The organism is Methylobacterium sp. NPDC097929 (assembly GCF_049543375.1).
Classification (GTDB): Bacteria; Pseudomonadota; Alphaproteobacteria; order Rhizobiales; family Beijerinckiaceae; genus Methylobacterium.
This window is the reverse complement of sequence record NZ_JBMVEP010000001.1, coordinates 462,284-483,755: the sequence shown is the minus strand read 5'-3', so window position 1 is coordinate 483,755 and position 21,472 is coordinate 462,284. Positions and strand designations below refer to the sequence as shown.

Sequence of the window (21,472 nt, the reverse complement as noted above, 5' to 3'; positions counted from 1 at the left end):
GGAGACGTCGCGCCCTAGATCGCTTCGCTGCCGCTCGCGATGAGCGGGGCCGATCCCGAAGCGTTCGAACGGAAGCGGAATCAGCCCTTCTTCGCGCTGGGGAAGAACAGTTGCTCGCCGCCGATCTTGTAATCGGCGATGGCGGCCTGCCCCTCCGGCGAGACCAGCCAGTCGATGAAGGCCTTCCCCTCCTTCACCTTCACGGTCGGGTGCTTGTCCGGGTTCACCAGCATCACGCCGTAGGGGTTGAACAGCCGCGGATCGCCCTCGACGAGGATGGTGAGGTCGCCGCGGTTCTTGAACGAGAGCCAAGTGCCGCGATCGGCCAGGATGTAGGCGCCGAGGGCCGAGGCGGTGTTCAGCGCCGGGCCCATGCCCTGGCCGACATCGCGGTACCAGTCGCCCCGCGCGCTCGCGAGATCGACCCCGGCCTCCTTCCAGCTCCGCAGCTCGGCGCTGTGCGTGCCGGAGCGGTCGCCCCGCGAGACGAAGGGCGCCTTGGCGGCGGCGAGCTTGCGGAAGGCCTCCTCGACGCTTGCGCCCTTGATGCCGGCGGGGTCGGCCTTCGGCCCGATCACCACGAAGTCGTTGTACATCACGTCCTGCCGCGCCTTGGCGAAGCCCTCCGCGACGAACTTCTCCTCCGCCGGCCGGTCGTGGACCAGCACCACGTCGGCATCGCCCCGGCGGGCGGCGTCGAGGGCCTGGCCGGTGCCGAGCGCCACGACCTTCACCTCGATGCCGCTCTTGGCCTTGAACAGGGGCAGGATGTGCTTGAACAGGCCCGATTGCTCGGTGGAGGTCGTCGAGGCGACGACGATCGAGGCGGGTTCGGCCCGGACAGGGCTCGAGACCGCGCCGAGGGCGGCCAGGAGGCCGAGTGTCAGGAAGCCGCGGCGAAGGAGGTCCAAGGCAGTTCTCCGGTCAGGTAGGCCCGCGCCTCGATGGTGCGGGGTGAGAAGAGGACGGTGCGGGTCGGGCCGGTCTCGACGACGCGGCCGGCGGCGAGCACCACGGTCTCGTCGGCGAGCCGGGCGACCTGCCCGAGATTGTGCGAGACGAGGAGCACGGCGGTGCCCGCCCGCGCCATCTCGGCGATCAGGCTCTCGATGGTCTCCGTCGCGGCCGGATCGAGGCTCGCCGTCGGCTCGTCGAGGAGCAGCAGGTCGGGCCGCATCGCCCAGGCGCGCGCCAGCACGAGGCGCTGTTGCTCGCCGCCGGAGAAGCGCGTCGCCGCGTCGTCCGCCCGCTCCGACAGGCCGACCCGCGCCAGCGCGGCCTCGATCCGCTCGGCGCGCGCGCGGCGGGAGAGCTTGAGGGGAGCCAGCCCCAGCGCGAGGTTGGCCCGGGCGCTCGCCCGCACCAGGGCCGGGCGCTGGAACACGAAGGCACGGCGGCCGGGCGCGAGGCGCACGGAGCCGGAATCCGGCCGCAGCAGGCCGTCGATCACGCGCAGGCTGACGCTCTTGCCCGCCCCGTTCGGGCCGATGAGAGCGGTGATGCCCTGCCCGGCGACGGTGAGGCTGAGACGGTCGAGGATCGGGCGCCCGTCGCGGGTCAGGCCGACATTCTCCAGCGCGATGGCGTGCGGGACGCTCATCCGTAGGCCCGGACGGCATGGCCGCGCAGGATCGCGGCGGCGGCGTTCACCGCCAGCACCAGGGCCATCAGCACCACGCCGAGCGCCAGGGCGAGGCTGAGATCGCCCTTCTGCGTCTCCAGGGAGATCGCCGTGGTCATGGTGCGGGTATGCCCGTCGATGTTGCCGCCGACCACGAGCACCGCGCCGATCTCCGAGATCGCCCGGCCGAAGGCGGCGAGCGCGGCGGTCACCAGCGAGAAGCGCGCGTCGTAGATGAGCACGCCCGCTCGCCGGGGCGCCGAGAGGCGCAGGGAGCGCAGCTGCTCGCCCAGATGCGCCTCGGCATCGGCGATGACCTGCCGGGTCAGCGCGGCCACCAGCGGCGTGGCGAGTAGCGCCTGCGCCGCCACCATGGCGGATGGCGTGAACAGCAGGCCGAGCGCGCCGAAGGGCCCGGAGCGGGAGAGCAGCAGGTAGAGCACCAGCCCGACGATGACGGGCGGCAGGCCCATGAAGGCGTTGAGCAGCCCGACCAGAACGCCGCGGCCCGGGAACCGGGCCACCGCGATCAGCGCTCCGAGAGGAATGCCGAGGAGAAGCCCGATGCCCACCGCCGTGAGGCTCACGCGCAGGGACAGCCACGCGATCGACAGGACATCCCGGTCGAGCGTCCACAGGCGGGAAAACGTCTCCTGAAACGTCTGGCTCAAGCGGCTCGCTCGCACCGCGGGGGCTGCGCGGAATACGTCCGGATGCTACGCAGCGACGAGCGAGATCAATAGGAAAGACGTTGCATATGGCTCTCGCCGACAGTGCGCATGCCTCCCTGCCGGTCGTTCCGCCCGCAAGGCGGGAATTCGGCGTGTGCCTCGCGCTGGACGGGCGCTGCGAGGGGGCTTCCGCCTTTCCCTTCGCTGGCGCCCTCGCGCTTCTCGAAGCGCTCGCCGGAACGGGCTCGCTCCAGGGGGCGGCGCAGGCGCTGGCGATGTCGTACCGCTCCGCCTGGGGCCAAGTCGCGGCCCTGGAGCAGGCGCTGGGTCAGCCGGTCGTGGTGAAGACCAAGGGGCACGGTACCAGCCTCACCCCGCTCGGCGCCGCGCTGCTGGCGCTGCTGCAAGGCTCCCGCACGCGTCTCGCCCCGGCGCTGGCCGCCGAGGAGATGGCCCTCTCGGACGGCCTGCGCCGGTTGCTGGAACCGGCCGATGCCCGTCTGCGCCTCGCGGCGAGCCACGATCCGCTCCTCCTGGAAACCGTCGAGGGGCGCCGCGACGTCGACCTGATGGTGGCGGGCAGCCTCGATGCCCTGGCGCGGCTGCGCGAGGGCGCGGTCGATGCGGCGGGCTTCCATTATGGCTCGGACGGCACCGCGCCGCCGCCCTTCGACCGCTTGTTCCGGGATCCGAACCTCGTCGTCGTCCGGTTGTTTCGCCGCGAGCAGGGCCTGATGCTGGCCGCCGGCAACCCGCTCGGCCTCGCGGGCGTGGCGGATATCGCCGCCCGGCAGGCCCGCTTCGTCAACCGGCAGCGCGGGGCCGGCACGCGGATCTGGTTCGAGCGGCTCTGCGCCGAGGCCGGGATCGCGCCGGAGACGATCGTCGGGCACCACACGGAGGAGTTCACCCATCAAGCGGTGGCGGCGCTGATCGCCACGGGGGCGGCCGATGTCGGCATGGGCACCCGCGCGGTGGCCGAGCGCTTCGCCCTCGATTACCGGCCACTGGGCTGGGAGACTTACTATCTCGCCGCCCGCACGAGCCTGGATGCGACGCGGACCGCCGCCTTCCGCGAGGATGTCCGCCGCCGTGCGGGCGCGGCCTCGGGCTACGCGCCGCCGAACGACGGTCCGACCTGATCGAGATCCGCGGCCGGACCGCGCACGGCACCGGCCGCAGCGGGCGAGGCGGATTCTACGCCGCTTGGGACGCCGTCCCGATCTGGTCGAGTTCCGCCATCACCGCGTCCGACAGGGACAGCTCGGCCGCCTTCAGGTTCTCGTGGAGATGCTCGACCGACGAGGTGCCGGGGATCAGCAGGATGTTGGGCGCGCGGCGCAGGAGCCAGGCGAGCGCCACCTGCATCGGTGTCGCCCCGAGCCGCGCGGCCACCTCAAACAGCGTCGTCGATTGCAGCGGGCTGAAGCCGCCGAGCGGGAAGAACGGCACGTAGGCGATGCCGTCGGCGGCCAGTTCGTCGATGAGCGCGTCGTCGGCCCGGTGCGCGAGGTTGTACGCGTTCTGCACGCAGACGATCTCGGCGATCGAGCGCCCCTCGGCGACCTGTCGGGCCGTCACGTTGCTGAGCCCGATATGACGCACGAGCCCCTGGCGCTGAAGCTCCGCCAGGGCGGTCAGCGGCGCCTCGATCGAGCCCTCGGCCGGGCCGTGCACGTCGAGCATGATGCGCAGGTTGACCACGTCGAGCACGTCGAGGCCGAGATTGCGCAGGTTGTCGTGGACCGCCTGCGTCAGCTCCATGTCCGAGAAGGCCGGCTTCCACGAGGCGTCCGGCCCTCGCACCGCGCCGATCTTGGTGACGATAACGAGGTCGTCCGGATAGGGCTGAAGCGCCTCGCGGATGAGCTGGTTGGTGACGTGCGGGCCGTAGAAGTCGCTGGTGTCGATGTGGTTCACGCCGCCAGCGACCGCCGCGCGCAGGACGGCGAGGGCGCGCTCGCGGTCCCTGGGTGGGCCGAAGGCGTGCGGACCGGCCAGCTGCATCGCTCCGTAGCCGAGCCGCCTCACCGTGCGGTCGCCCAGCGTGTAGGCGCCGGCCTTGTCGAGATCGTTCATCGGGTCTCTCCTGCGTGAGGCTCCGGATCTAGACGCCGCCGTACTGCGCGATAAGACGGTTCAATCCGCACGACGTGTGCGAAAGGATGGACAATGGCGGCTGACCTCGGTGACTTGGCCGCCTTCGTCGCCGTCGCGGAGGCGGGCGGCTTCCGCGACGGGGCGCGGGCCAGCGGCATGAGCGCGTCGGGCCTGAGCGAGGCCGTCCGCCGGCTGGAGCGGAGGCTCGGCGTGCGGCTGCTCAACCGCACCACGCGCAGCGTCGCCCCGACCGAGGCCGGCCTGCGTCTCCTGGAGCGTCTGACGCCCGCCCTCGGCGAGGTCGAGGCGGCGCTCGACGTGGTCAACGGCTTCCGCGACCGTCCGGCCGGCACGCTGCGGCTCAACGTGCCGGTCAGCGCGGCCCGGCTGGTGCTGCCGACGATCGTGCCGCCGTTCCTGGCGGCCTACCCGGAGATCCGCCTCGACATCATCGCCGAGGACAGCTTCGTCGACGTGCTGGCCGCGGGCTGCGATGCCGGCATCCGCTACGACGAGCGGCTCGAACAGGACATGATCGCCGTGCCGATCGGTCCACGGGAGCAGCGCTTCGCCACGGCCGCGGCACCGGCCTATCTCGAACGCCATGGTCGCCCGGACCACCCGCGGGCCCTGCTCGACCATGCCTGCATCGGCGGCCGCTTCGCCAGCGGCGCGGTCACGGTCTGGGAGTTCGAACGGGACGGGGAGACCGTGCGGATCGATCCGAACGGACCGCTGATCGTGCGCGTCGGCACCGCCACGGATCTCGCGATCGAGGCGGCCATGGCCGGCATCGGCATCATCACCCTGTTCGAGGATTGGCTGCAGCCGCATCTCGACAGCGGCACCCTGGAGCCGGTGCTGGAGCCCTGGTGGCCGCGCTTCTCGGGCCCGTTCCTGTACTATCCCGGCCGCCGCTACCTTCCCGCGCCGCTACGGGCCTTCGTCGACTTCATCGGACGCCAGCGCCGCGCAGCCTGACAGCGCCCGCGCGGTATTCCGCCGAGGCGCGCGGAACCGCCGCAATTCGAACCGCCCGCGCTTGCCTCGGATGGGAGGTGTTCCCGTTCGCGGTGGGGCGGCCGATCATACGGTCTCCGTTTAATCGCTTCGGTCTCTTCCGTCGTCCTTGCGAGGCTCAGCGAAAGCAATCCAGGGCTCCGCATTGTCCGGACAGGTCGCGTTCTGGGTCGCGTCGGCTCCGCCTCGCGATGACGGAGAGGGGCGAAGGCCGAGGCGATCAACCGAAGACAATATGAGAAATGTTGCCCCGAGGAAAATCGCGCGTTCCGGTATGCTCATGCTGGCTCCACTCCCGATCGCCATCGACTCGTTGCGGGACCAGCGAGAGGCCGTCGGCAGCGTTCCAGGGGCTCGCGGTGGCCTGCTCGGCGGTGAGCGTCCGCCCAGGGGCAGGACGGAGAAGACCGGTCGCCGCCCCGGGCCGACTCTCATCCGTGGCAGGCCGAAAGATTGACGGGAGTCTGCGAGCGGAAGCCGGCTCTCGGCGATGGCCGTCTACCAGAGCAGGGCGTGGGGATAGTAGGAGAGCGTGTCGCCGGGGGCGATGCCGGTCGCGTCGTCGGGCAGTTCGACGAGGCCGTCGCTCTCGGTGAGCGAGGTCAGCACGCCCGCCCCGTCGCGGGGGAATTTATGGGCCTCCAGGCCGCCGTCGCCCGAGTGGGCGAGGCTGACGCGGACGAATTCCCGCCGGCCCGCCTTCTTGCGATAGGGAAAGCCCGCTCGCACCGGCCAGGAGAGCGGCGGCGCGTAGAGCGCGCCGCCGAGTCGGGCGAGCAGCGGGCGCACCACGAAGAGCAGCGTGACGTAGACCGCGACCGGGTTGCCCGGCAGGCCGATGAAGGGCGTGCCGGCCACCAGACCCGCCGCGACCGGGCGTCCCGGCTTGATCGCGAGGCGCCAGAGCATCAGCCGCCCCTGCGCCTCCACCGCCGCCTTCACGTGGTCCTCCTCCCCCGTCGAGACGCCGCCGGAGGTGAGGATCAGGTCGTGGTCCCGCGCAGCTTGCCCGAGCCGGGCCGAGACCGCGGCGGGGTCGTCGCGCAGGATGCCGAGATCGCTCACCGTCACGCCGAGTCGGGTCAGGAGGCTCGCGAGCAGCACCCGGTTCGAATCGTGGATCGCGCCCGGTCGCAGGGGCGCGCCGGGTTCGGTCAACTCGTCGCCGGTCGAGAACAGCGCCACCCGCAGGCGGCGCCGCACGAGGAGATCGGCATGTCCGGTCGCGGCGGCCAGCGCCAGATCCTGCGGGCGCAGGCGGCGCCCGGCGGGGATCGCGAGGCCGCCCCGGTCCAGATCCTCGCCCGCGGGCCGGGCGTTGGCACCGGGCTTCAGCCCCGGCGGCAGGTGGACGCGCTCGCCGTCCCGGCGCACGTCCTCCTGCATGAACACCGTGTCGGCGTCCGGCGGCATCGGCGCGCCGGTGAAGATGCGGATCGCGCCGCCCGCCGGCACCTCGTCGGCCGCGGCGCCGGCGGCGAGCCGTCCGCGTACGGGCAGCACCGTCTCGGCCCCCTGCGTGAGGTCGGCGAAGCGCACGGCGTAGCCGTCGACCGCCGCGTTGGCGAAGGGCGGCAGGTCGTGCCGCGCGAACACGTCCTCGGCGGCGATGCGTCCGTCGGCCCGGGCGAGCGGCACGGTCTCGGTGCCGGCGATGGGGGGGAAGCGCTCGGCGATCAGCGCCACCGCCTCCTCGACCCGCATCGCCTTGCCGCCGAAGGCGAAGCAATCGTCGGTGAGCTGCGCCATGGCTCAGGCTCCCTCCAGCCGGGCGAGCACGGTGCCAAGCGGTTCGGCGCGGTCGAGCACGAGGTCGGCGATGGCCCCGATGTCGTCGAGGCCGACGACCGGGACGCGGGCCTCCGGGAAGGCGACGTCGCTGGCGATGCCGACGATGCGCGGGTCTTCCCCGTGCAGCGGAGGACGGCCGTTGGCGGCGCGAAACACTTCGAGCTTGGGATGCGGCTCGCGCTTGTAACCCTCGACCAGGGCGAGCCCGGTCGGCGTCAGCCGCCGCAGCAACTCGGACAGGGTCGCCTCGCTGCCCTCTCCGACCTCGCGGATCTGCGCCCAGCGCCGGGCGGAGGCGACGATCACCTCGCTCGCCCCCGCCTGCCGATGGACGTGGGAATCCTTGCCCGGATGATCGATGTCGAAGGCGTGATGCGCGTGCTTGAGCGTCGCCACCCGCACGCCGCGCTGCACCAAGACGGGGATCAGCCGGGCGAGCAGGGTGGTCTTGCCCGCCCCGCTCCAGCCGGCGAGACCGATGACGCGCAGGCCGCTCACGCCGCGTCTCCCGCCGGTTCGAACCCGAGTTCGGTGAGGGCGGCGTCCGTCTCCGGCCGTCCGAGCAGGGAGAGGAAGGCGGCGAGCGCCGGCTTCATGCGATCCTCCAGGCGATAGGCGAAATCGTAGTGCTCCTGGGCGAGCGGCAGGAAACCGAGACCGTAGGCGCGAGCCACGCTCTCGATCGCCACGCCCCAATCGGCCCGGCCCTGCGCCACCGCCGCCGCGACCGCGTTGTGCGAGCGGGGCTGGTTCCAGAAGCCGGGCGGCCGCGCGGTGCCGATGAGGCCGTCCACGAGAAGCCGCGTGCCCGAGCCGGCGTTGCGGTTGACCATGACCGAGTCCGGCTCGGCCAGGGCGGCGGAGACCGCCGCCTCCGCCGTCCTTCCCTCGAAGCGCGGATCGCCGGCGCGGAACACCACGCCTTGCAACCGGCGCCAGCCCGGGCCAAGCGCCATGCCGGCTTCGAGGAAGGGCGCGTTGTAGCGGCCGGTCTCGGGGTCGAGCAGGTGCATCGCGGCCAGATCGCATTCGCCCCGCCGCAGGGCCGCGAGCCCGCCGGCCGATCCGACCCAGACCGTGCGCGCACGAAAGCCGCGCTCGGCCAGGAGCCCGACCACCCGGTCGAGCCCGACGCAGTGGCTGCCGATGATGGTCAGGTCCGGCGGCTGCACCCCGGCGCCGAGGCGCACCACCGAGACGCTCTCGCCCGCCTCAAGGCCCGCGCGGGCGGCGGGCACGGCGAAGAAGCCGTCGGCCTGGGAAAAGGCGGTGACCGAGCCCGAGCCCTTCGGCAGCGGCAGGGCGACGAGCCCGTCCGGGCCGCGGGCGAGCGAGGCCATCACGAACTCGGTTCGGCCGAGTTCGGAGGCCAGGCGCTGCGGCAGGCGGGCGGTCACCGCCTCCTCCTCCCGCGGGGGCAGGCCGGCCAGCGCACGCACCAGCGGCACCACGAAATCGTGGAAGGTGAACATCGCCGAGGTGGGAAAGCCGGGCAGCACCACGACGGCCTTGCCCTCGGCGACCGCGAGGCAGAGCGGCTTGCCGGGCTTGAGCGCCACGCCGTGGACGAGGATGCCGGGTTCGCCCAGCCGCGACAGGATGCGGTGCGAGACGTCGCCCGCCCCCTTCGAGGTCCCGCCGGAGAGCACGACGAGGTCGCTATGCGTGAGCGCGTCGCGCAGGGCGCCTTCGAGGGCGGCCTCGTCGTCGCGCACGATGCCGAGCGGCAGCGGCGCGCCGCCGTTCTCGGCGACGGAGGCGGTGACGATGGCGCCGTTGGAATCGTAGATCGCGCCGGGGCGCAGCGCCTCGCCCGGCGCCACCAGCTCGTCGCCCGTGGAGAGCACGGCGACCCGGGGCCGGCGCACGACCGCGATCTCGGCGAGCCCGCAGGCGGCCAGCATCCCGATCTCGCGCGCGGTCACGGCCGTGCCCCGGCGCAGGACGGTCTCGCCGGAGGCCATGTCGGCCCCGGCATAGCCCACGAACTGGCCCGGGCGGACCGGGGCGGACACCTCGATGGCGAGGCCTTCTTCGAGAAACTCGGTCTGCTCGACCATGATCACCGCGTCCGCCCCGCGCGGCATCACTCCGCCCGTGGCGATCGGGGTCGCGGTGCCGGCCGCCACGGTGAACGCGGGCGCGACCCCGCAGGCGAGAATCTCGCGGTTGAGGGCGAGCGAGCGGGGCCGGTCGGCATTGGCGCCCTCGGTGTCGGCGGCGCGCAGGGCGAAGCCGTCCACGAGCGCGCGGTCGAAGGGCGGCACGTCGATGGGCGACGCGATGTCCTGGGCGAGCACGCGGCCGAGAGCGTGGGCCAACGGCACGGTCTCGGGCGGCAGGGCGGCGTGGCGCACGGCCGCGCGGAAGGCGGCCTGCGCCTCCTCCCGGCTCATCACCGTGAGGAACTGCTCCTGCCGGGCGGCGGCGGCGAGCCGCCGGGCGAACTCCGTCTCGCGATTTCCGCTCACAGCGGCAGCACCTCGATCTCCGTCCCCTCCGGATACCCCTCCCGCTCCGGCGGCACCAGCACGGCGCCGTCCGCCCCGGCGAGGCGCCGCAGCGGCAGATCCGCCCCGCCCAGCGGCTCGACCCCATTCGCGCGGCGGCGCAGGTAGACGATCTCGGACAAGCCGATGCCCGAGGTGATCTTGCGCAGGAGCGGCGCTCGCGGAGACGGTGGCGCAAGCACGCCCGCCAGGGCCGCGAGCAGCGGCCGGCCCAGGGCCAGGAAGACCGCCAGCGCCGCGTCCGGCCGCCCCGGCAGGAGCAGGACCGGGCGCCCCTCGGACTCCCCGATCCCCGCCGTCTCGCCCGGCCGCAGCGCCAGGCCGTGAGCATGGACGCGGCCGGCGCGGGCGAGCCCTTCCGCGCTGCAATCGCTGCGCCCGTATCCGGTGCCGCCGAGCACGAGCACGGCGTCGGCGCTCCCGGATCGGATTGCTGCGGCGATCGCCTCCGGCTCGTCCGGTGCCGCGATCGTCTCCGTCTCGGCGCCCGCCTCCCCGATCAGGGCCGTCAGCATCGGCGACAGGGCATCCCGCTCGGGCGATCCCGTCACCACGAGACGCAGCCGCGGCCGCCGGATCGCGACGGCGCCGAGGCCCGCGGCGGCGAGCGCGAGCAGGTGCAGGGGCGTGATCCGCTCGCCCGCTTCCACGATGGCGTCGCCCCGCGAAAAATCCTCGCCCCGGCCCCGGATGCCGTCGCCCGCGCCGGCTTCGGCCACGGCGCTACGGCCTTCCAGCCCTTCCGCGGGAAGCAGCGCATCCGCGCCCTCGGGAAGGCGCGCGCCCGCCTCGATCCAGGCCGGGCTCCCGAACAGCATCACCGGCGCGTAGGGCGAGGCGCCGGCAATCGCCGCGGCCTCCACGGCGAAGCCGTCGCGCAGGGCCGTCGCAGCCCGCGGGCAATCCTCGGGCGCGAGAATCGTCGCGGCCGCGATCCGCCCGTCCGCGGCGGCGAGCGGAATCGTCTGCGGCGCCACCGGCCGGGCGAAGCCGCGCAGCAGGTCCCGCGCTTCCGAGAGGGGCGTCAGCGCCGCCGACGGCGTGCGCATCATCGGCGATCCCGCGCGGCCCGGAGGGCGGGGCGCGGCGCGAAGACGGTCCGTGAGGCGCCTTGCTGTCTCATCGGATCGAGCGATGCGCCATCGCCGGGCGCGGATCAAGCGCCCGCGCCGCCCTCGCCCGTGCATGACACAAGCCTGAGACACAAACCCTCACCCGCCCGCGGGGACAGCGGCGCGGGCGCTCGCGTATGGTCCGCCGCCGTGAATGGGAGACACGCCGCCATGCCGATGCGCGGTCCGCGGATCTTGAGCCTGATCGCCGCCCTGCTGCTCGCCGCGCCCGCGACGGCGCAGATGCGCGGCCATGGCGGACCGGTCCGGGCGCTCGCCGTGACCGGGGACGGACGGCTCGCGATCTCCGGCGGCTTCGATCAGGCGGCGATCGTCTGGGGGCTTGAGACGGGCACGGCGCTCAGCGTCCTGCGCTTCCACGACGGGGCGGTGAACGCCGTGGCCGCCCTGCCCGACGGGCGCTTCGCCACGGCGTCCGAGGATGGGCGCATCGCCCTGTGGCGGCTCGGCGGTTCCGAGCCCGAGCGGGTCCTCGAAGGGCATGCGGGGCCGGTGGCCGGGCTTGCGCTGGCCCCGGACGGCGCGGCCCTGGCCTCCGCCGCCTGGGACGGGACCGCGCGGATCTGGCCGCTGGCGGGCGGCCCGGCGCGGGTTCTCGAAGGGCACAGGGGCAACGTCAACGCCGTCGCCTTCCTGCCCGACGGACGCCCGGTCACCGCCGGGGCCGACGCGACCCTGCGAATCTGGACGCAGCAGGGCGAGACCGCCGCGAGCGTGACGCTGCCGAGCGCGCTCTCCGCGCTGGCGGTGACGGGCGACGGCGAGATCGCCGCCGCGGGTGCGGATGCCACGGTGCGGTTCCTCTCCGCCGACGGGAGCCCGCGCGCGGAACTCGAACTCGGTCCCGCCCCGGTCATCGCCCTGGCGCCCTCGCCGGACGGCAGCCGGATCGCCGCCGCGAGTGCGGGGGGCGCCGTCGCGGTGATCGATCGCAAGTCCGCAAAGACGCTATTTACCCTGGTCGGGCCGGGCCTGCCGGTCTGGTCGGTGGCGTGGCGGCCGGACGGGAGCGAACTCGTCACCGGCGGGGGCGACCGCCTCGTGCGGCGCTGGAACGGGGCCACGGGCGAGCCGATCGGTCCGCTCGCGATGCCGCGGCCGGCGGATGCGCTCGCCGCCTTCCAGGGGGATCGCGGCGCCGAGGTGTTCCGCGCCTGCGTGGCCTGTCACAGCCTGACGCCCGACGACGCGCCCCGCGCCGGCCCGACGCTCGCCGGGATCTTCGGGCGGCGCATCGCCAGCGTGTCGGGCTATCGCTACTCGGATTCGCTGAAGGGAATGGACATCGTCTGGACCCCGGAGACGGTTTCCCGCCTCTTCGAGGTCGGCCCCGCGCGCTACACTCCGGGCACGCGCATGCCCGAGCAGACCATCACCAGCGCCGAGGATCGCGACGCGCTGATGCGGTTCCTCGCCAAGGCGACGGCAGCGGGCGGCGGAGAGGCGGCCGGCGCGCATTGAGGCGCGCCCGGCCGGTGGTCGAGAATCGTCAGCCGTGGCAGGAGCAGCCGGCGTGGTCGCAGCCGGCATGGTCCGGGTGACCCTCGGCGCACTCGTCGCAGCAGAAGGCCTTGTCGTCGCGGGTCACCGCCTTCGTGAGCGAGACCACGCAGACGCAGTCCGGGCAGGCGCACTTCACCATCTCGACATCGACGCTGGCCATCGGGGTCATCCTTATCGGAGAAAAATCATCCCGCGCCGAAGCAGGCCGGCGCACGAACCATCTTCCTCCGGCCCCGAACGGAGCGCAATCCTTGCGCGCAGTTCCCCAAGCGACGTGACCCGGAAGCCTCGCTCGCGCGGGACCGTCCGACTGGGCTCATGCCGACAGGCGTTCCGATGCCTGCGGGGACGCGATCAGGCCCCGTTATCCAGAAGCTGCGACACCCGCGCGGCGAGTTCGGCGGAGGCGAAGGGCTTCGTCATCACCGGCAGGTCCTCCGGGATCTGCACGGCCTCCGCATGGCCCGTCAGCAGCAGCACCGGTACGCCGGAGAAGCGCTGCCGAATCGCGGCTGCCAGCTCCACCCCGGTCATACCCGGCATGGCGAGGTCGGCCACCACGAGGTCGAAGCCGTGGCCCTGCTCCATCAGGGCGAGCGCGGTGCGCCCGTCGGCGGCCTCGGTCTCGGTGTAGCCGAAATCGCTGAGGAAGGAGGCGGTGACGTGCCGGACCTCCTCGTCGTCGTCGACCACGAGGATGCGGGCGGGGTTCGCCGCGGTGGGCACGACCGGTGCGACCTCCGTCTCCGCGCCCTCGGCGGCGCCGTCGGCCCGCGGCAGGGCGAGTTCGATCCGCGTGCCCCGGCCGACCTCGCTGGTGATGCGCAGACGCCCGCCCGCCTGCTGGGCGAGCCCGAACACCATGGCCAGACCCAACCCGGTGCCCTGCCCCACCGCCTTGGTGGTGAAGAACGGCTCGCAGACCCGCTCCAGGATCTCGGGCGGGATGCCGGTGCCCTCGTCGGCGACCGTCACGACCGCGTAGGTGCCGGGCGTGAGGTCGGGGTCGTCGGCGATCTCGGCGCGGCGCGTCGAGATGGTCACGGTGCCGCCCTCCGGCATCGCGTCGCGGGCGTTGATGCAGAGGTTGAGGATCGCGAGTTCGAGCTGATCGGGATCGACCAGCGCGAAGGGCATGCCGGGTTCGAGATCGCGCTCGACCCGCACGAGGCTGCCGAGGCTCGAGCCGAACAGGGCGCTCATTCCCTCGATCAGCGCGTTCGGGTCCACCGGTCGGGCATGGGCATCGTTGGAGCGGCTGAAGCTCAGGAGCCGCTTGGTCAGGGCCGAACCGCGCTGGGCTGCGCCGGTGGCATTGTCCACGAGGCGCTTGACCCGTGGCTGGTCGGCGATCTTGGGGCCGACCAGTTCGAGGCTGCCGAGGATCGCGGTCAGGAGGTTGTTGAAGTCGTGGGCGATGCCGCCGGCGAGCGTGCCGAGTGCCTGCATCTTGTCCGATTGGCGCAGGCGCGCCTCCAGGCTCTTCTGCTCGGTGACGTCCCGCTCGATCGTGGCCAGATGGGTGATCTCGCCCGTGCCGCCCCGGATCGGCACACGGATGACGTGCGACCAGCGCTCGGCGCCGAGCGCCCCGCGGGCGATCACGGTCGAGCCCGCCTCGCCGGCCTCGACGGCGCGCCGGTCGGCGGCCTCCGCCTCGCGCGTTTCGAGCGTATCGGTGATCGCGGTCTCGGTGCGGCCCAGGCAGGCCTCGATGTCGCCGCCGCCCAGCAGCGCCGCCTTGCGCGCGTTGAGGCGCACGAACCGGCCCGCGGCGTCCTTGAAGGAGATCGCCTCCTCGGCATGGTCGAGCAGGCCGCGCAGCAGCGCGCGCTCGGTGGCCAGATCGCGGCCGAGGCGGTGGCGCTCGTAGGCGTTGCGCACGGTGGCGCGTAGCAGGGTCGGGTCCCAGGGCTTAGCGACGTAGCCGATGATGCCGCCGCGGTTGAGCGCGGCGATCACGGCCGAGATGTCGGCGTAGCCGGTGAGCAGGATCGCCTGCGCCTCGTGGAAGCCCCGCGCCTCGGCCAGCAGGGCGTCGCCGGTCATGCCCGGCATGCGCTGATCCGAGACCACGACGGCGATGTCGGGGTCCGCGCGCAGGATGGCGAGCGCCTCCTCGGGCTTGGCCGAGGTGAGCACCCGGTACTCGTCCTCGAACAGATCCTCCAGAGCGATCAGGATGTCCGGCTCGTCATCGACGGCCAGGATCGTGCCTTTGCTCATACCGGTGCCGGTTGCCTCGGAATGCCGATGAGAAAGCTCGCGCCGCCGCCCGGCGCCGTCTCCACGGTCAGCGAGCCGCTATGCGCCTGAACGACGCTGTACGCAATCGCCAAGCCGAGCCCGGTGCCGGACCCGACGGGCTTGGTGGTGAAGAACGGCTCGAAGATCTTCTCGCGCAGATCTTCGGGGATACCGGGACCGGTGTCGCTGATGCGGATCAGATCGGTCTCCGCGTCCGAATAGGTCGCGACGGTGATCTTGCCCTCGCCTGAAATCGCGTCGGCGGCATTGCCGAGGATGTTCATGACGACCTGATTCAGCAGGGCCGGCGTGCAGGAGATCTCCGTCCGGCCGCTGAAATCGCGCTCGACTGCGATTCGCGTGCCGAGTTTATGCTGGATCAGAGCCAGCACCGTCTCGATCGCCTCCGGCACGTTGACGAGGCCGCGCTCGCCCTCGTCGAGGCGTGAGAACTTGCGCAGGTTCAGCACCAGCTCCTGGATACGGGTGAGGCCGAGGCGCATGGAGCCGACGCGGTCGCGGGCCTTGCCTAGCGCCCGCTGGCCCTCGGGTGCCTCCGGCGGCGGCAACTCGCCGAGAAGGCGCTCCACCGTGCCCTGGTGGGCCAGGATGAAGGCGAGCGGGTTGTTGATCTCGTGGGCGATGCCGGCCACGAGTTCGCCGAGCGAGGCCATCTTGGCGGCCTGGACGAGCTTGGCCTGCGCCTCGGTCAGCTTGCGGTTGGCGTCCTCCAGGTCGCGGTTGGCCTGTTCCAGCGCGTCGGCGAGCGCCGCGCGGGCGGCCGCCGCCTCGGCTTCCGCCCGGGCGCGCTCCACGGCGCGCTCGCGGTCGCCGAATTCGCCGGAGATGCGGCGGTTGTCCTCCTCCAGCAGGCGGCGGCGCACGAGGCCGCGCACCCGCATCGCCAGCAACTCGCCGTCGGCCTTCGAGACCACGTCGTCGGCGCCGGCCGCGAAGGCGGCCACCAGCAGGCTCTTGTCCGGCTTGGCGCCGGCCATGCCCACGAGGGGGAAGGCCTGGCCCCCCGCTTCCGCCGCCTTGATGCGGCGCTCGGCGATCTCGGCGCAGAGAGCCAGGCCGTCATAGGCGCTGCCGACGAGGTCGAGGGTCACGCAATCGAAGCCCGAGCCCGGCTCGTCGAGGGCGGCGAGCGCCGCCGAGGGGTCGGCGGCGGCCACCACGCCGTGGCCCTCCTGGGTCAGCAGGCCGGTGAAGAAGGCGCGGTAGGTGGCGCTGCCGTCGACGATCAGGACCCGGCCGCGCCGGAAGGCGGCGCCGGAGGGCCCTTCGGCCGCCGCGCCCCGGCGCTCGCGCAGGAGGGCGCGGATGCGCAGCACGAGCAGGTCGCGGTCGGCGGATTTCTCGACATAGGCGTCGGCGCCGCTCTCGAAGCCGTGGCGCTCGCCGTCGCGGGCGCTGGTGAGCATCACCACGGGCAGGGCGCGGGTCCGCAGCGACAGGCGCATCTGCCGGGTGAACTCGTCGCCGTTCATGCCGGGCAGGTGATGGTCGGCGACGACGAGATCCGGCAGGTCGGTGTTGAGGAGGTCGAGTGCGGCCTCCGCCGTGGCGCAGCGCTGCACGGAAAAACCCTGCGCTTCGAGCTGAAGCCGGAGTTCCAGCGCCTGGGTCTCCGAATCCTCCACCAGCAGCAGGCGATGGCCCTGCCCGACGGCCGGCGATGCGCTCGCGGTCATGACGGCTTCCTCTGAGCCAGCCGCACGAGGTGGGGCGCCACCTGTTCGAGGGGCAGCACCCGCGCGGCGGCGTTGAGGCGCACCGCCGCCGCCGGCATGCCGTAGACCACGGCGCTGCTCTCGTGCTCGGCCACGGTGGCGCCGCCGGACTTGCGCATGTCGAGTAGCCCCTGCGCCCCGTCCTCGCCCATGCCCGTAAGCAGCACGCCGATGCCCTGTGCCCCGGCGTGACGGGCGACGGAGCGGAACAGAACGGTCGCCGCCGGACGCTGGCCGCCGACGGGCGCGCCGTCGCTGACGCGCAGGAGGCCGCCCGCCCCGAGTTCGAGATGGCGGTCGCCGGGTGCCACGTAGACGTGGCCGGCCAGCATGCTCTGCCCGTCGCGTGCGATGCTCACCGAGAGCGGCACCACGCCGTCGAGCCAGCTGGCGAAACCGTCCATGAAGGCCGCGCCCATGTGCTGGACGAGGAGGACGGGCAGCGGGAACTCCGCCGTCAGCCCGCCGATCACCTTGGCGAGCGCGGGCGGGCCGCCGGTCGAGGCGGCCACCGCGAGCACGCTCGGCGCCGCATCGGGTTCGGGAGATGCCAGGGGTTCGAAGGCGGGTGCGGCCCGGCGCGCGCCCCATTCCGAGCCGATCGGCCGGCGGCGGATCACGGGCACCGCGGCCATGATGCGCAGCTGCGTGCAGATCTCGCCGGCCACGGCCTCGTAGCCGTCATTCGTCGTCGCGACCGGCTTCTCGACGACGGAGAGCGCGCCGGCCCGCAGGGCGTTCATCGAGATCTTGAGCGAGGAATCCTCGACCGAATCGGCGATCACCACGATCGGCGTCGGCCGGGTCGCCATGATCCGGCGGGTGGTCTCCAGCCCGTCGATGCCGGGCAGGCGGATATCCATGGAGATGACGTCGGGGCGCAGGGTCTCGATGGCCGAGAGCGCCGCCTCGCCGCTCTCCACCGCGCCGGCCAGCTCCAGGCGCGGGTCGCGGGCGATGATATGGGTCAGGAGGATCCGCACCACGAGCGAATCCTCGACCACCAGCACCCGCACCCGCGGCGAAGGCTCCCTCCCCGCGCTCACAGCAATTGACCGATGGTGTCCAGGAGCTCGCGCTGATCGAACTTCTGCTTCGTCAGATAGGCGTCGGCGCCGAGTTCGAGGCCGCGGGCCACGTCGCTCTCGTCGCCCCGCGAGGTCATCAGCACGATGGGCAGGCGGGCGAAGTCCTCCTCCGCCCGCAGGGCCTCCACGAGGCCGAAGCCGGTCAGGCGCGGCATTTCCACGTCGGCCACCACCAGATCCACCGGTTCGATACGCGCGCGCAGCCGGTCGAGCGCCTCCTGCCCGTCGACGCAGACGATCACGCGGTAGCCCGCCGCTTCCAAAATGCTCTTCTCCAGCGTGCGGGTGGTGATCGAGTCGTCCACAACGAGAATCGTCGAACGTCGTTTTTCCGGCATCGTTCCGTTGCCCGACGCCGCGGCGGAGGCTGCGGAACGAACCGCCCGGGGCCCGGCCCGGCCGAGCCGGTCGATCAGGCCGTCGGGATCGAGAACGAGCGCCGGCGTGTCCGTACCGAGGATCACCGTTCCCGTGACGAGGGCCGGGTCGGTGCCGACGGGTGGGGCCGGGAGGACGAGGAGCGTGCGGACCTCGTCCAGACGATCGACCGCGAGCAGGAAGCGCCCCCGGGCACCGCGCAGGCGCACGGCGGGAATCGTCGTCCGCTCGGCCTGACCGCGACCGAGCCCGAGAAGGGCGCCCAGGTCGGCAACCGGCAGGGTCAGCGTCTGGCCGCCCTCCCCTGCGACCTGTGCGACCGGCCGGCCGGCCACGGTCGTGAGCGCGGCCGGATCGAGCCGCAGCAGCGCCTCGGCGGCACCGCTCGGCAGGGCGTAGCGGGAGCCGCCGGCCTCGACGATCAGCACCGGACGCCGGGCGGCGGAGAGGGGCAAGGTGAGGATCAGCGAGGTGCCGTGCGGCTGCCGGCGGGCGAGCCGCACGGTTCCATGCAGGGAGCGGGCGACCTCGGCCACCACCGATAGGCCCATGCCGCGCCCCGAGAGGGCGTCGACCGCACCCGCTGTCGAGAAGCCCGGCTCGAAGGGCAGCGCCAGCAGCGCCTCCGCGTCGAGACGCTCGCCCGGCTCGATTAGGCCTCGGACGCGCCCCGTCTCCTCGATGGCAGCAAGGTCGGGGCCGCGTCCGTCGTCGTGGATGCCGAGAACGAGGCGTCCGCCCTGCGCCTCGACGGTGAGCTGGATCGCGAGCGCGGCGGGCTTGCCGGCGCGCTGGCGCGCCTCCGGGCTCTCGGCGCCGTGGCTCAGCGCGTTGCGCAGGGCATGCAGCACCGGGTCCTTGAGCGATTGCAGCATCGCCCGGTCGACGGGCAGGTCAAGGCCGCGGGTGCCGACCTCGACCTCCCGGCCCTCGGCGCGGGCCATGTCGCGCACCGCGCGGGCGAGACCGCCGAACACGGTCTCGGCGGGCACCAGGGCGAGGCGCTCGGTCTCCTCCCGCAGGCGGCGGGCCGCGGTCTCGACGCCGATCTGCGCCGCCTTGTGGCCCTGCACGAGGTCGGAGGCCTCGCGCGACAGGGCGGCGAGGCTGCTCTCGATCTCGGCAAAAGCCCGGCGCAGGGCGATGGTCTCCGGCGCCGCCTCGCCGCCTCCGGCGCCCGCGGCCCGGCGCGCGGCTTCCATGCGACGGCGGATCTCGCCCGCATGGGTGGAGAGCTTGGCGACGCGTCCGGCCATCGCGGCCTGCCCCGGCAGCGCCGCCCAGAGGCCGTGGCTGGCCCGCGACAGCGCCTCGACCGCGGCCGCGGGCACGCGCAGGACGGCCTGGGACGGTTCGGCCGTCTCCCCGGCCGGGGCCGGTGCGGGAGGAGCCGGGGGTGCGGGCGCGGGTTCCGGGGGCGCGGCGGGCGCCGGCGCGGCGCCGGGATCGAGGCAGGCGTCCAGCGCCGCCAGCGCATCCTCCGGCATGGTGGCCTGACCCGTCGCGCTCGCCGCGACGTAGGCCTCGATCCGGTCGAGGGCGAGGTGGGTCGCGGCCCGCGCCGCCCGGTCCAGCGGACGCTGCCCGGTGCTGATGCGCTCGAACAGGGTCTCGAGATGGTGCGAGACCGCTTCGACCGGCGGCAGGTCGACGGCGCGGGCGGCGCCCTTCAGGCTGTGGGCGCGGCGGAACACGTCCTGCCAATCGACCGGGCCTTCCGCCGCGAGCGCGGCGCGGATCGCGTCGAGATGCTCCCGGTGCTCGACCTCGAAGGCGGCGAGAAGCTGCTGGCGGATATCCATGCCGCGGCCCCGCCCGTCAGGTCCGCGCGCGGCGGCGCCGGACCGGGCGCGGGTCCGACAGGCTGTTCGGGCGCGACTGTCCCACGCACACCGTTCCCACTGCGCTCGCCGCTCCCTCTCGTGTCAGAGCCGGTAGCGCTCGGCGAGCGCCATCAGCCCCTGGGCCAGTTCGGTGAGGTTGGCGGAGGCCGTCTCCACCTCGCGGGTGCCGGCCGCGGTCTGCTGGCTCGCCTGCCGGATGTTCTGCAGGGCGCCCATCACCTGCTCGATGCCGAGCTGCTGCTGGTTGGTGGAGGCTACGATCTGCTGGAAGGTCTGCACCCCCTCCTCCACCCGCGCGGCCATCTCCTCTATGGTGCGAACGGTCGCATCGGTGCGGGTCTTGCCCGCGCCGGCCCGCTTGACCGCCTCCTCCGTCAGCATCACCGACGAGTTGATGCCCCGCTGGATCTCGCCGAGGATGCCGCGCACCTGCGTGGTCGCGGATTTGGCCTGATCGGCCAGGAGCTTCATCTCGGCGGCGACGATGGCGAAGCTGCGCCCGCTCTCGCCGGCCGCCGCCGCCTCGATGGCGGCGTTGAGCGCGAGCAGGTGGGTGCGCTCGGAGATGTCGTTGACGGTGACGATGATCTCGCCGATCGCCTGCGTCTTCTCGCTCAGCGCCACGATGTTGCCGGCCACCGCCTCGCCCTGCTCGCGGATCGCCTCCATGGCCTTGGCCGTGTCGGTGGCCGCGCGCAGGCCCGAGCGGGCCGTCTGCGCCGCGGCCTGGGCGGTGGCGATGACCTCGGTGGCCCGCTTCGAGATCTGCGCGCCCGAATGGGTGATCTCGTCCACCGTCGCCGCGGTCTCCTGCACGGCCGCGAACTGCTCCTCGACGCTGGCCGCCTGCTCCTGGGCCGAGGCGCGGATCTCGGCCGCGGCGGCGTTGAGGTCGGCGGTGGCGGCGCGGTTGGTGCGGGCAAGGTCGGCGAGCCCCGCCACCATCCTGTTGAGGGTGGCGCCGAGGCGTCCGATCTCGTCGTCGCCCGTGCGCTCCAGCCGTCCGGTCAGGTCGCCCGCGCCGATCCGCGCGACGAAGCCCATCACGTCCTCCAGCGGGCGCACCACCGCCCGGCTGATCAGCAGCGTCACCAGAATCGAGAGAAGGATCGAGGCGCCGACCGTGATCGCCACGGAGAGGCGGCTGTTGTCGTAGATGTCGCTCACGCTGCGCTGGCCCGCCGTGATCACGCCGTCGAGGGCCGTGCGGGCGTTGGAGATGCTGCGCAGGAGCCCTTCGTGCAGGCGGTTGACCTCGTCGTTCTTGGCCTCGACCGCGGCGACGTCGCGGGCATCGACGGCCAGGAGTTGCGCCTCGCTCGAAGCGCGGACCTGGCGCAGGGCGTCGTTCACCTCCTCGACGACGGCGCCCAGCCGCGTCCAGGCGGTCAGGCGCTCGGCGGACAGGGCGCCCGCCTTGTACTCCTTCACCTCCGCACCGATCAGGTTGAGCAGCCGTTCGATCTCGGTGACGTTCTGCCGCCAGCTTCCCAGGAAGTCCTCCTGCCGCCCCTGCGGACGGGCGGGCGCCGTGGCCGGTTGGCCCGCCTGCGGCTGGATCAGCACCGCGATCACCGCGTTGCGGCGCACGAGGCCCATGTTGCGGGCGATGTTGCCGAGATCGTCGAGCTGGCGCAGCACGCCGATGTCGCGAGAGACGATCAGGTCGGTCATGTCGCGCACGCTGCCGATCTGGCGCAGGGCGTAGGCCCCGAGCGCCGCCACGATCAGGCTCGCCGCGATGAAGCCGAGGAGGATGCGTTTTCCGATCGAGAGCGACACGGGCGGCAGGGCTCCGGCAGGGGCGGGAAGAGCGGGCGAGACCCGTTG

17 protein-coding genes are annotated in these 21,472 nt (G+C 73.1%); 3 read left to right on the top strand and 14 right to left on the bottom strand.

Features of this window, described 5'->3' with window-relative positions; all coding sequences use genetic code 11:
- Positions 1 to 80 precede the first annotated feature (80 nt).
- From ACPCJR_RS02205 to ACPCJR_RS02195, 3 genes are read right to left on the bottom strand one after another with little or no spacing between them, the layout of a single operon-like run.
- Positions 81 to 911 (bottom strand): extracellular solute-binding protein, encoded by an 831-nt coding sequence (locus tag ACPCJR_RS02205; protein ID WP_391510896.1) that lies wholly within the window; start codon positions 909 to 911, stop codon positions 81 to 83.
- A complete protein-coding gene (locus ACPCJR_RS02200; RefSeq protein ID WP_391510897.1) occupies positions 884 to 1,600 on the bottom strand; it encodes a phosphate ABC transporter ATP-binding protein in 717 nt (238 codons plus the stop codon). Before ACPCJR_RS02200 ends, ACPCJR_RS02205 begins: the two co-directional genes overlap by 28 nt.
- On the bottom strand, positions 1,597 to 2,292 hold the full coding sequence (locus tag ACPCJR_RS02195) for an ABC transporter permease (RefSeq protein WP_391510898.1): 696 nt from the start codon (positions 2,290 to 2,292) through the stop codon (positions 1,597 to 1,599). The genes ACPCJR_RS02200 and ACPCJR_RS02195 overlap by 4 nt, the downstream gene beginning before the upstream one ends.
- 86 nt (positions 2,293 to 2,378) lie before the next feature.
- On the opposite strand from ACPCJR_RS02195, the gene ACPCJR_RS02190 reads away from it, so the two are divergent.
- Positions 2,379 to 3,434, top strand: coding sequence for a substrate-binding domain-containing protein (locus ACPCJR_RS02190; RefSeq protein ID WP_391510899.1), 1,056 nt, complete (start codon positions 2,379 to 2,381; stop codon positions 3,432 to 3,434).
- Between the two features lie 55 nt (positions 3,435 to 3,489).
- Here ACPCJR_RS02190 and ACPCJR_RS02185 read toward each other — a convergent pair whose 3' ends face one another.
- The gene (locus ACPCJR_RS02185) at positions 3,490 to 4,371 is read right to left on the bottom strand and encodes an aldo/keto reductase family oxidoreductase (RefSeq protein ID WP_391510900.1); all 882 of its coding nucleotides are present in this window, start codon (positions 4,369 to 4,371) and stop codon (positions 3,490 to 3,492) included.
- A 93-nt stretch (positions 4,372 to 4,464) separates the two neighbouring features.
- Between ACPCJR_RS02185 and ACPCJR_RS02180 the strand changes: the two genes are divergently transcribed.
- The gene (locus tag ACPCJR_RS02180; protein WP_391510901.1) at positions 4,465 to 5,373 is read left to right on the top strand and encodes a LysR family transcriptional regulator; all 909 of its coding nucleotides are present in this window, start codon (positions 4,465 to 4,467) and stop codon (positions 5,371 to 5,373) included.
- 537 nt (positions 5,374 to 5,910) lie between these two features.
- Here ACPCJR_RS02180 and glp read toward each other — a convergent pair.
- From glp to ACPCJR_RS02160, 4 genes are read right to left on the bottom strand one after another with little or no spacing between them, the layout of a single operon-like run.
- Complete coding sequence (gene glp / locus ACPCJR_RS02175) at positions 5,911 to 7,161, bottom strand: gephyrin-like molybdotransferase Glp (protein ID WP_391510902.1); 1,251 nt, start codon at positions 7,159 to 7,161, stop codon at positions 5,911 to 5,913.
- Between the two features lie 3 nt (positions 7,162 to 7,164).
- Positions 7,165 to 7,701 carry a molybdopterin-guanine dinucleotide biosynthesis protein B gene (gene mobB / locus ACPCJR_RS02170; protein WP_331286961.1) on the bottom strand — a complete coding sequence of 179 codons (537 nt, stop codon included), beginning with the start codon at positions 7,699 to 7,701 and terminating at the stop codon, positions 7,165 to 7,167.
- Positions 7,698 to 9,674 carry a molybdopterin biosynthesis protein gene (locus ACPCJR_RS02165; protein ID WP_391510903.1) on the bottom strand — a complete coding sequence of 659 codons (1,977 nt, stop codon included), beginning with the start codon at positions 9,672 to 9,674 and terminating at the stop codon, positions 7,698 to 7,700. The genes mobB and ACPCJR_RS02165 overlap by 4 nt, the downstream gene beginning before the upstream one ends.
- Positions 9,671 to 10,762 (bottom strand): molybdopterin-binding protein, encoded by a 1,092-nt coding sequence (locus tag ACPCJR_RS02160; protein WP_391511217.1) that lies wholly within the window; start codon positions 10,760 to 10,762, stop codon positions 9,671 to 9,673. The genes ACPCJR_RS02165 and ACPCJR_RS02160 overlap by 4 nt, the downstream gene beginning before the upstream one ends.
- A gap of 234 nt (positions 10,763 to 10,996) precedes the next feature.
- On the opposite strand from ACPCJR_RS02160, the gene ACPCJR_RS02155 reads away from it, so the two are divergent.
- Positions 10,997 to 12,307: a c-type cytochrome gene (locus tag ACPCJR_RS02155; RefSeq protein WP_391510904.1), complete on the top strand. Its 1,311-nt coding sequence runs from the start codon at positions 10,997 to 10,999 to the stop codon at positions 12,305 to 12,307.
- 28 nt (positions 12,308 to 12,335) lie between these two features.
- On the opposite strand, the gene ACPCJR_RS02150 is transcribed toward ACPCJR_RS02155, so the two are convergent.
- The 6 genes from ACPCJR_RS02150 to ACPCJR_RS02125 all read right to left on the bottom strand — a co-directional run bounded on the left by ACPCJR_RS02150 (position 12,336) and on the right by ACPCJR_RS02125 (position 21,424).
- Positions 12,336 to 12,509: a metallothionein gene (locus ACPCJR_RS02150; RefSeq protein ID WP_391510905.1), complete on the bottom strand. Its 174-nt coding sequence runs from the start codon at positions 12,507 to 12,509 to the stop codon at positions 12,336 to 12,338.
- Positions 12,510 to 12,703: 194 nt separating this feature from the next.
- On the bottom strand, positions 12,704 to 14,575 hold the full coding sequence (locus tag ACPCJR_RS02145; protein ID WP_391510906.1) for a response regulator: 1,872 nt from the start codon (positions 14,573 to 14,575) through the stop codon (positions 12,704 to 12,706).
- Positions 14,572 to 16,293 carry a response regulator gene (locus ACPCJR_RS02140; protein ID WP_391510907.1) on the bottom strand — a complete coding sequence of 574 codons (1,722 nt, stop codon included), beginning with the start codon at positions 16,291 to 16,293 and terminating at the stop codon, positions 14,572 to 14,574. The genes ACPCJR_RS02145 and ACPCJR_RS02140 overlap by 4 nt, the downstream gene beginning before the upstream one ends.
- The gene (gene cheB, locus ACPCJR_RS02135; RefSeq protein WP_391511218.1) at positions 16,290 to 17,348 is read right to left on the bottom strand and encodes a chemotaxis-specific protein-glutamate methyltransferase CheB; all 1,059 of its coding nucleotides are present in this window, start codon (positions 17,346 to 17,348) and stop codon (positions 16,290 to 16,292) included. The genes ACPCJR_RS02140 and cheB overlap by 4 nt, the downstream gene beginning before the upstream one ends.
- A gap of 26 nt (positions 17,349 to 17,374) precedes the next feature.
- Positions 17,375 to 19,600: a hybrid sensor histidine kinase/response regulator gene (locus ACPCJR_RS02130; protein ID WP_391510908.1), complete on the bottom strand. Its 2,226-nt coding sequence runs from the start codon at positions 19,598 to 19,600 to the stop codon at positions 17,375 to 17,377.
- A gap of 123 nt (positions 19,601 to 19,723) precedes the next feature.
- Complete coding sequence (locus ACPCJR_RS02125) at positions 19,724 to 21,424, bottom strand: methyl-accepting chemotaxis protein (RefSeq protein WP_391510909.1); 1,701 nt, start codon at positions 21,422 to 21,424, stop codon at positions 19,724 to 19,726.
- Positions 21,425 to 21,472: the final 48 nt, after the last annotated feature.

Excerpts from the sequence above, each read along its gene's own strand:
- ACPCJR_RS02200 (WP_391510897.1), bottom strand. The coding sequence starts at position 1,600 with ATGAGCGTCCCGCACGCCATCGCGCTGGAGAATGTCGGCCTGACCCGC.
- ACPCJR_RS02190 (WP_391510899.1), top strand. The coding sequence starts at position 2,379 with ATGGCTCTCGCCGACAGTGCGCATGCCTCCCTGCCGGTCGTTCCGCCC.
- ACPCJR_RS02185 (WP_391510900.1), bottom strand. The coding sequence starts at position 4,371 with ATGAACGATCTCGACAAGGCCGGCGCCTACACGCTGGGCGACCGCACG.
- ACPCJR_RS02180 (WP_391510901.1), top strand. The coding sequence starts at position 4,465 with ATGGCGGCTGACCTCGGTGACTTGGCCGCCTTCGTCGCCGTCGCGGAG.
- glp (WP_391510902.1), bottom strand. The coding sequence starts at position 7,161 with ATGGCGCAGCTCACCGACGATTGCTTCGCCTTCGGCGGCAAGGCGATG.
- ACPCJR_RS02160 (WP_391511217.1), bottom strand. The coding sequence starts at position 10,762 with ATGCGCACGCCGTCGGCGGCGCTGACGCCCCTCTCGGAAGCGCGGGAC.
- ACPCJR_RS02155 (WP_391510904.1), top strand. The coding sequence starts at position 10,997 with ATGCCGATGCGCGGTCCGCGGATCTTGAGCCTGATCGCCGCCCTGCTG.
- ACPCJR_RS02150 (WP_391510905.1), bottom strand. The coding sequence starts at position 12,509 with ATGGCCAGCGTCGATGTCGAGATGGTGAAGTGCGCCTGCCCGGACTGC.
- ACPCJR_RS02145 (WP_391510906.1), bottom strand. The coding sequence starts at position 14,575 with ATGAGCAAAGGCACGATCCTGGCCGTCGATGACGAGCCGGACATCCTG.
- ACPCJR_RS02140 (WP_391510907.1), bottom strand. The coding sequence starts at position 16,293 with ATGACCGCGAGCGCATCGCCGGCCGTCGGGCAGGGCCATCGCCTGCTG.
- ACPCJR_RS02130 (WP_391510908.1), bottom strand. The coding sequence starts at position 19,600 with ATGGATATCCGCCAGCAGCTTCTCGCCGCCTTCGAGGTCGAGCACCGG.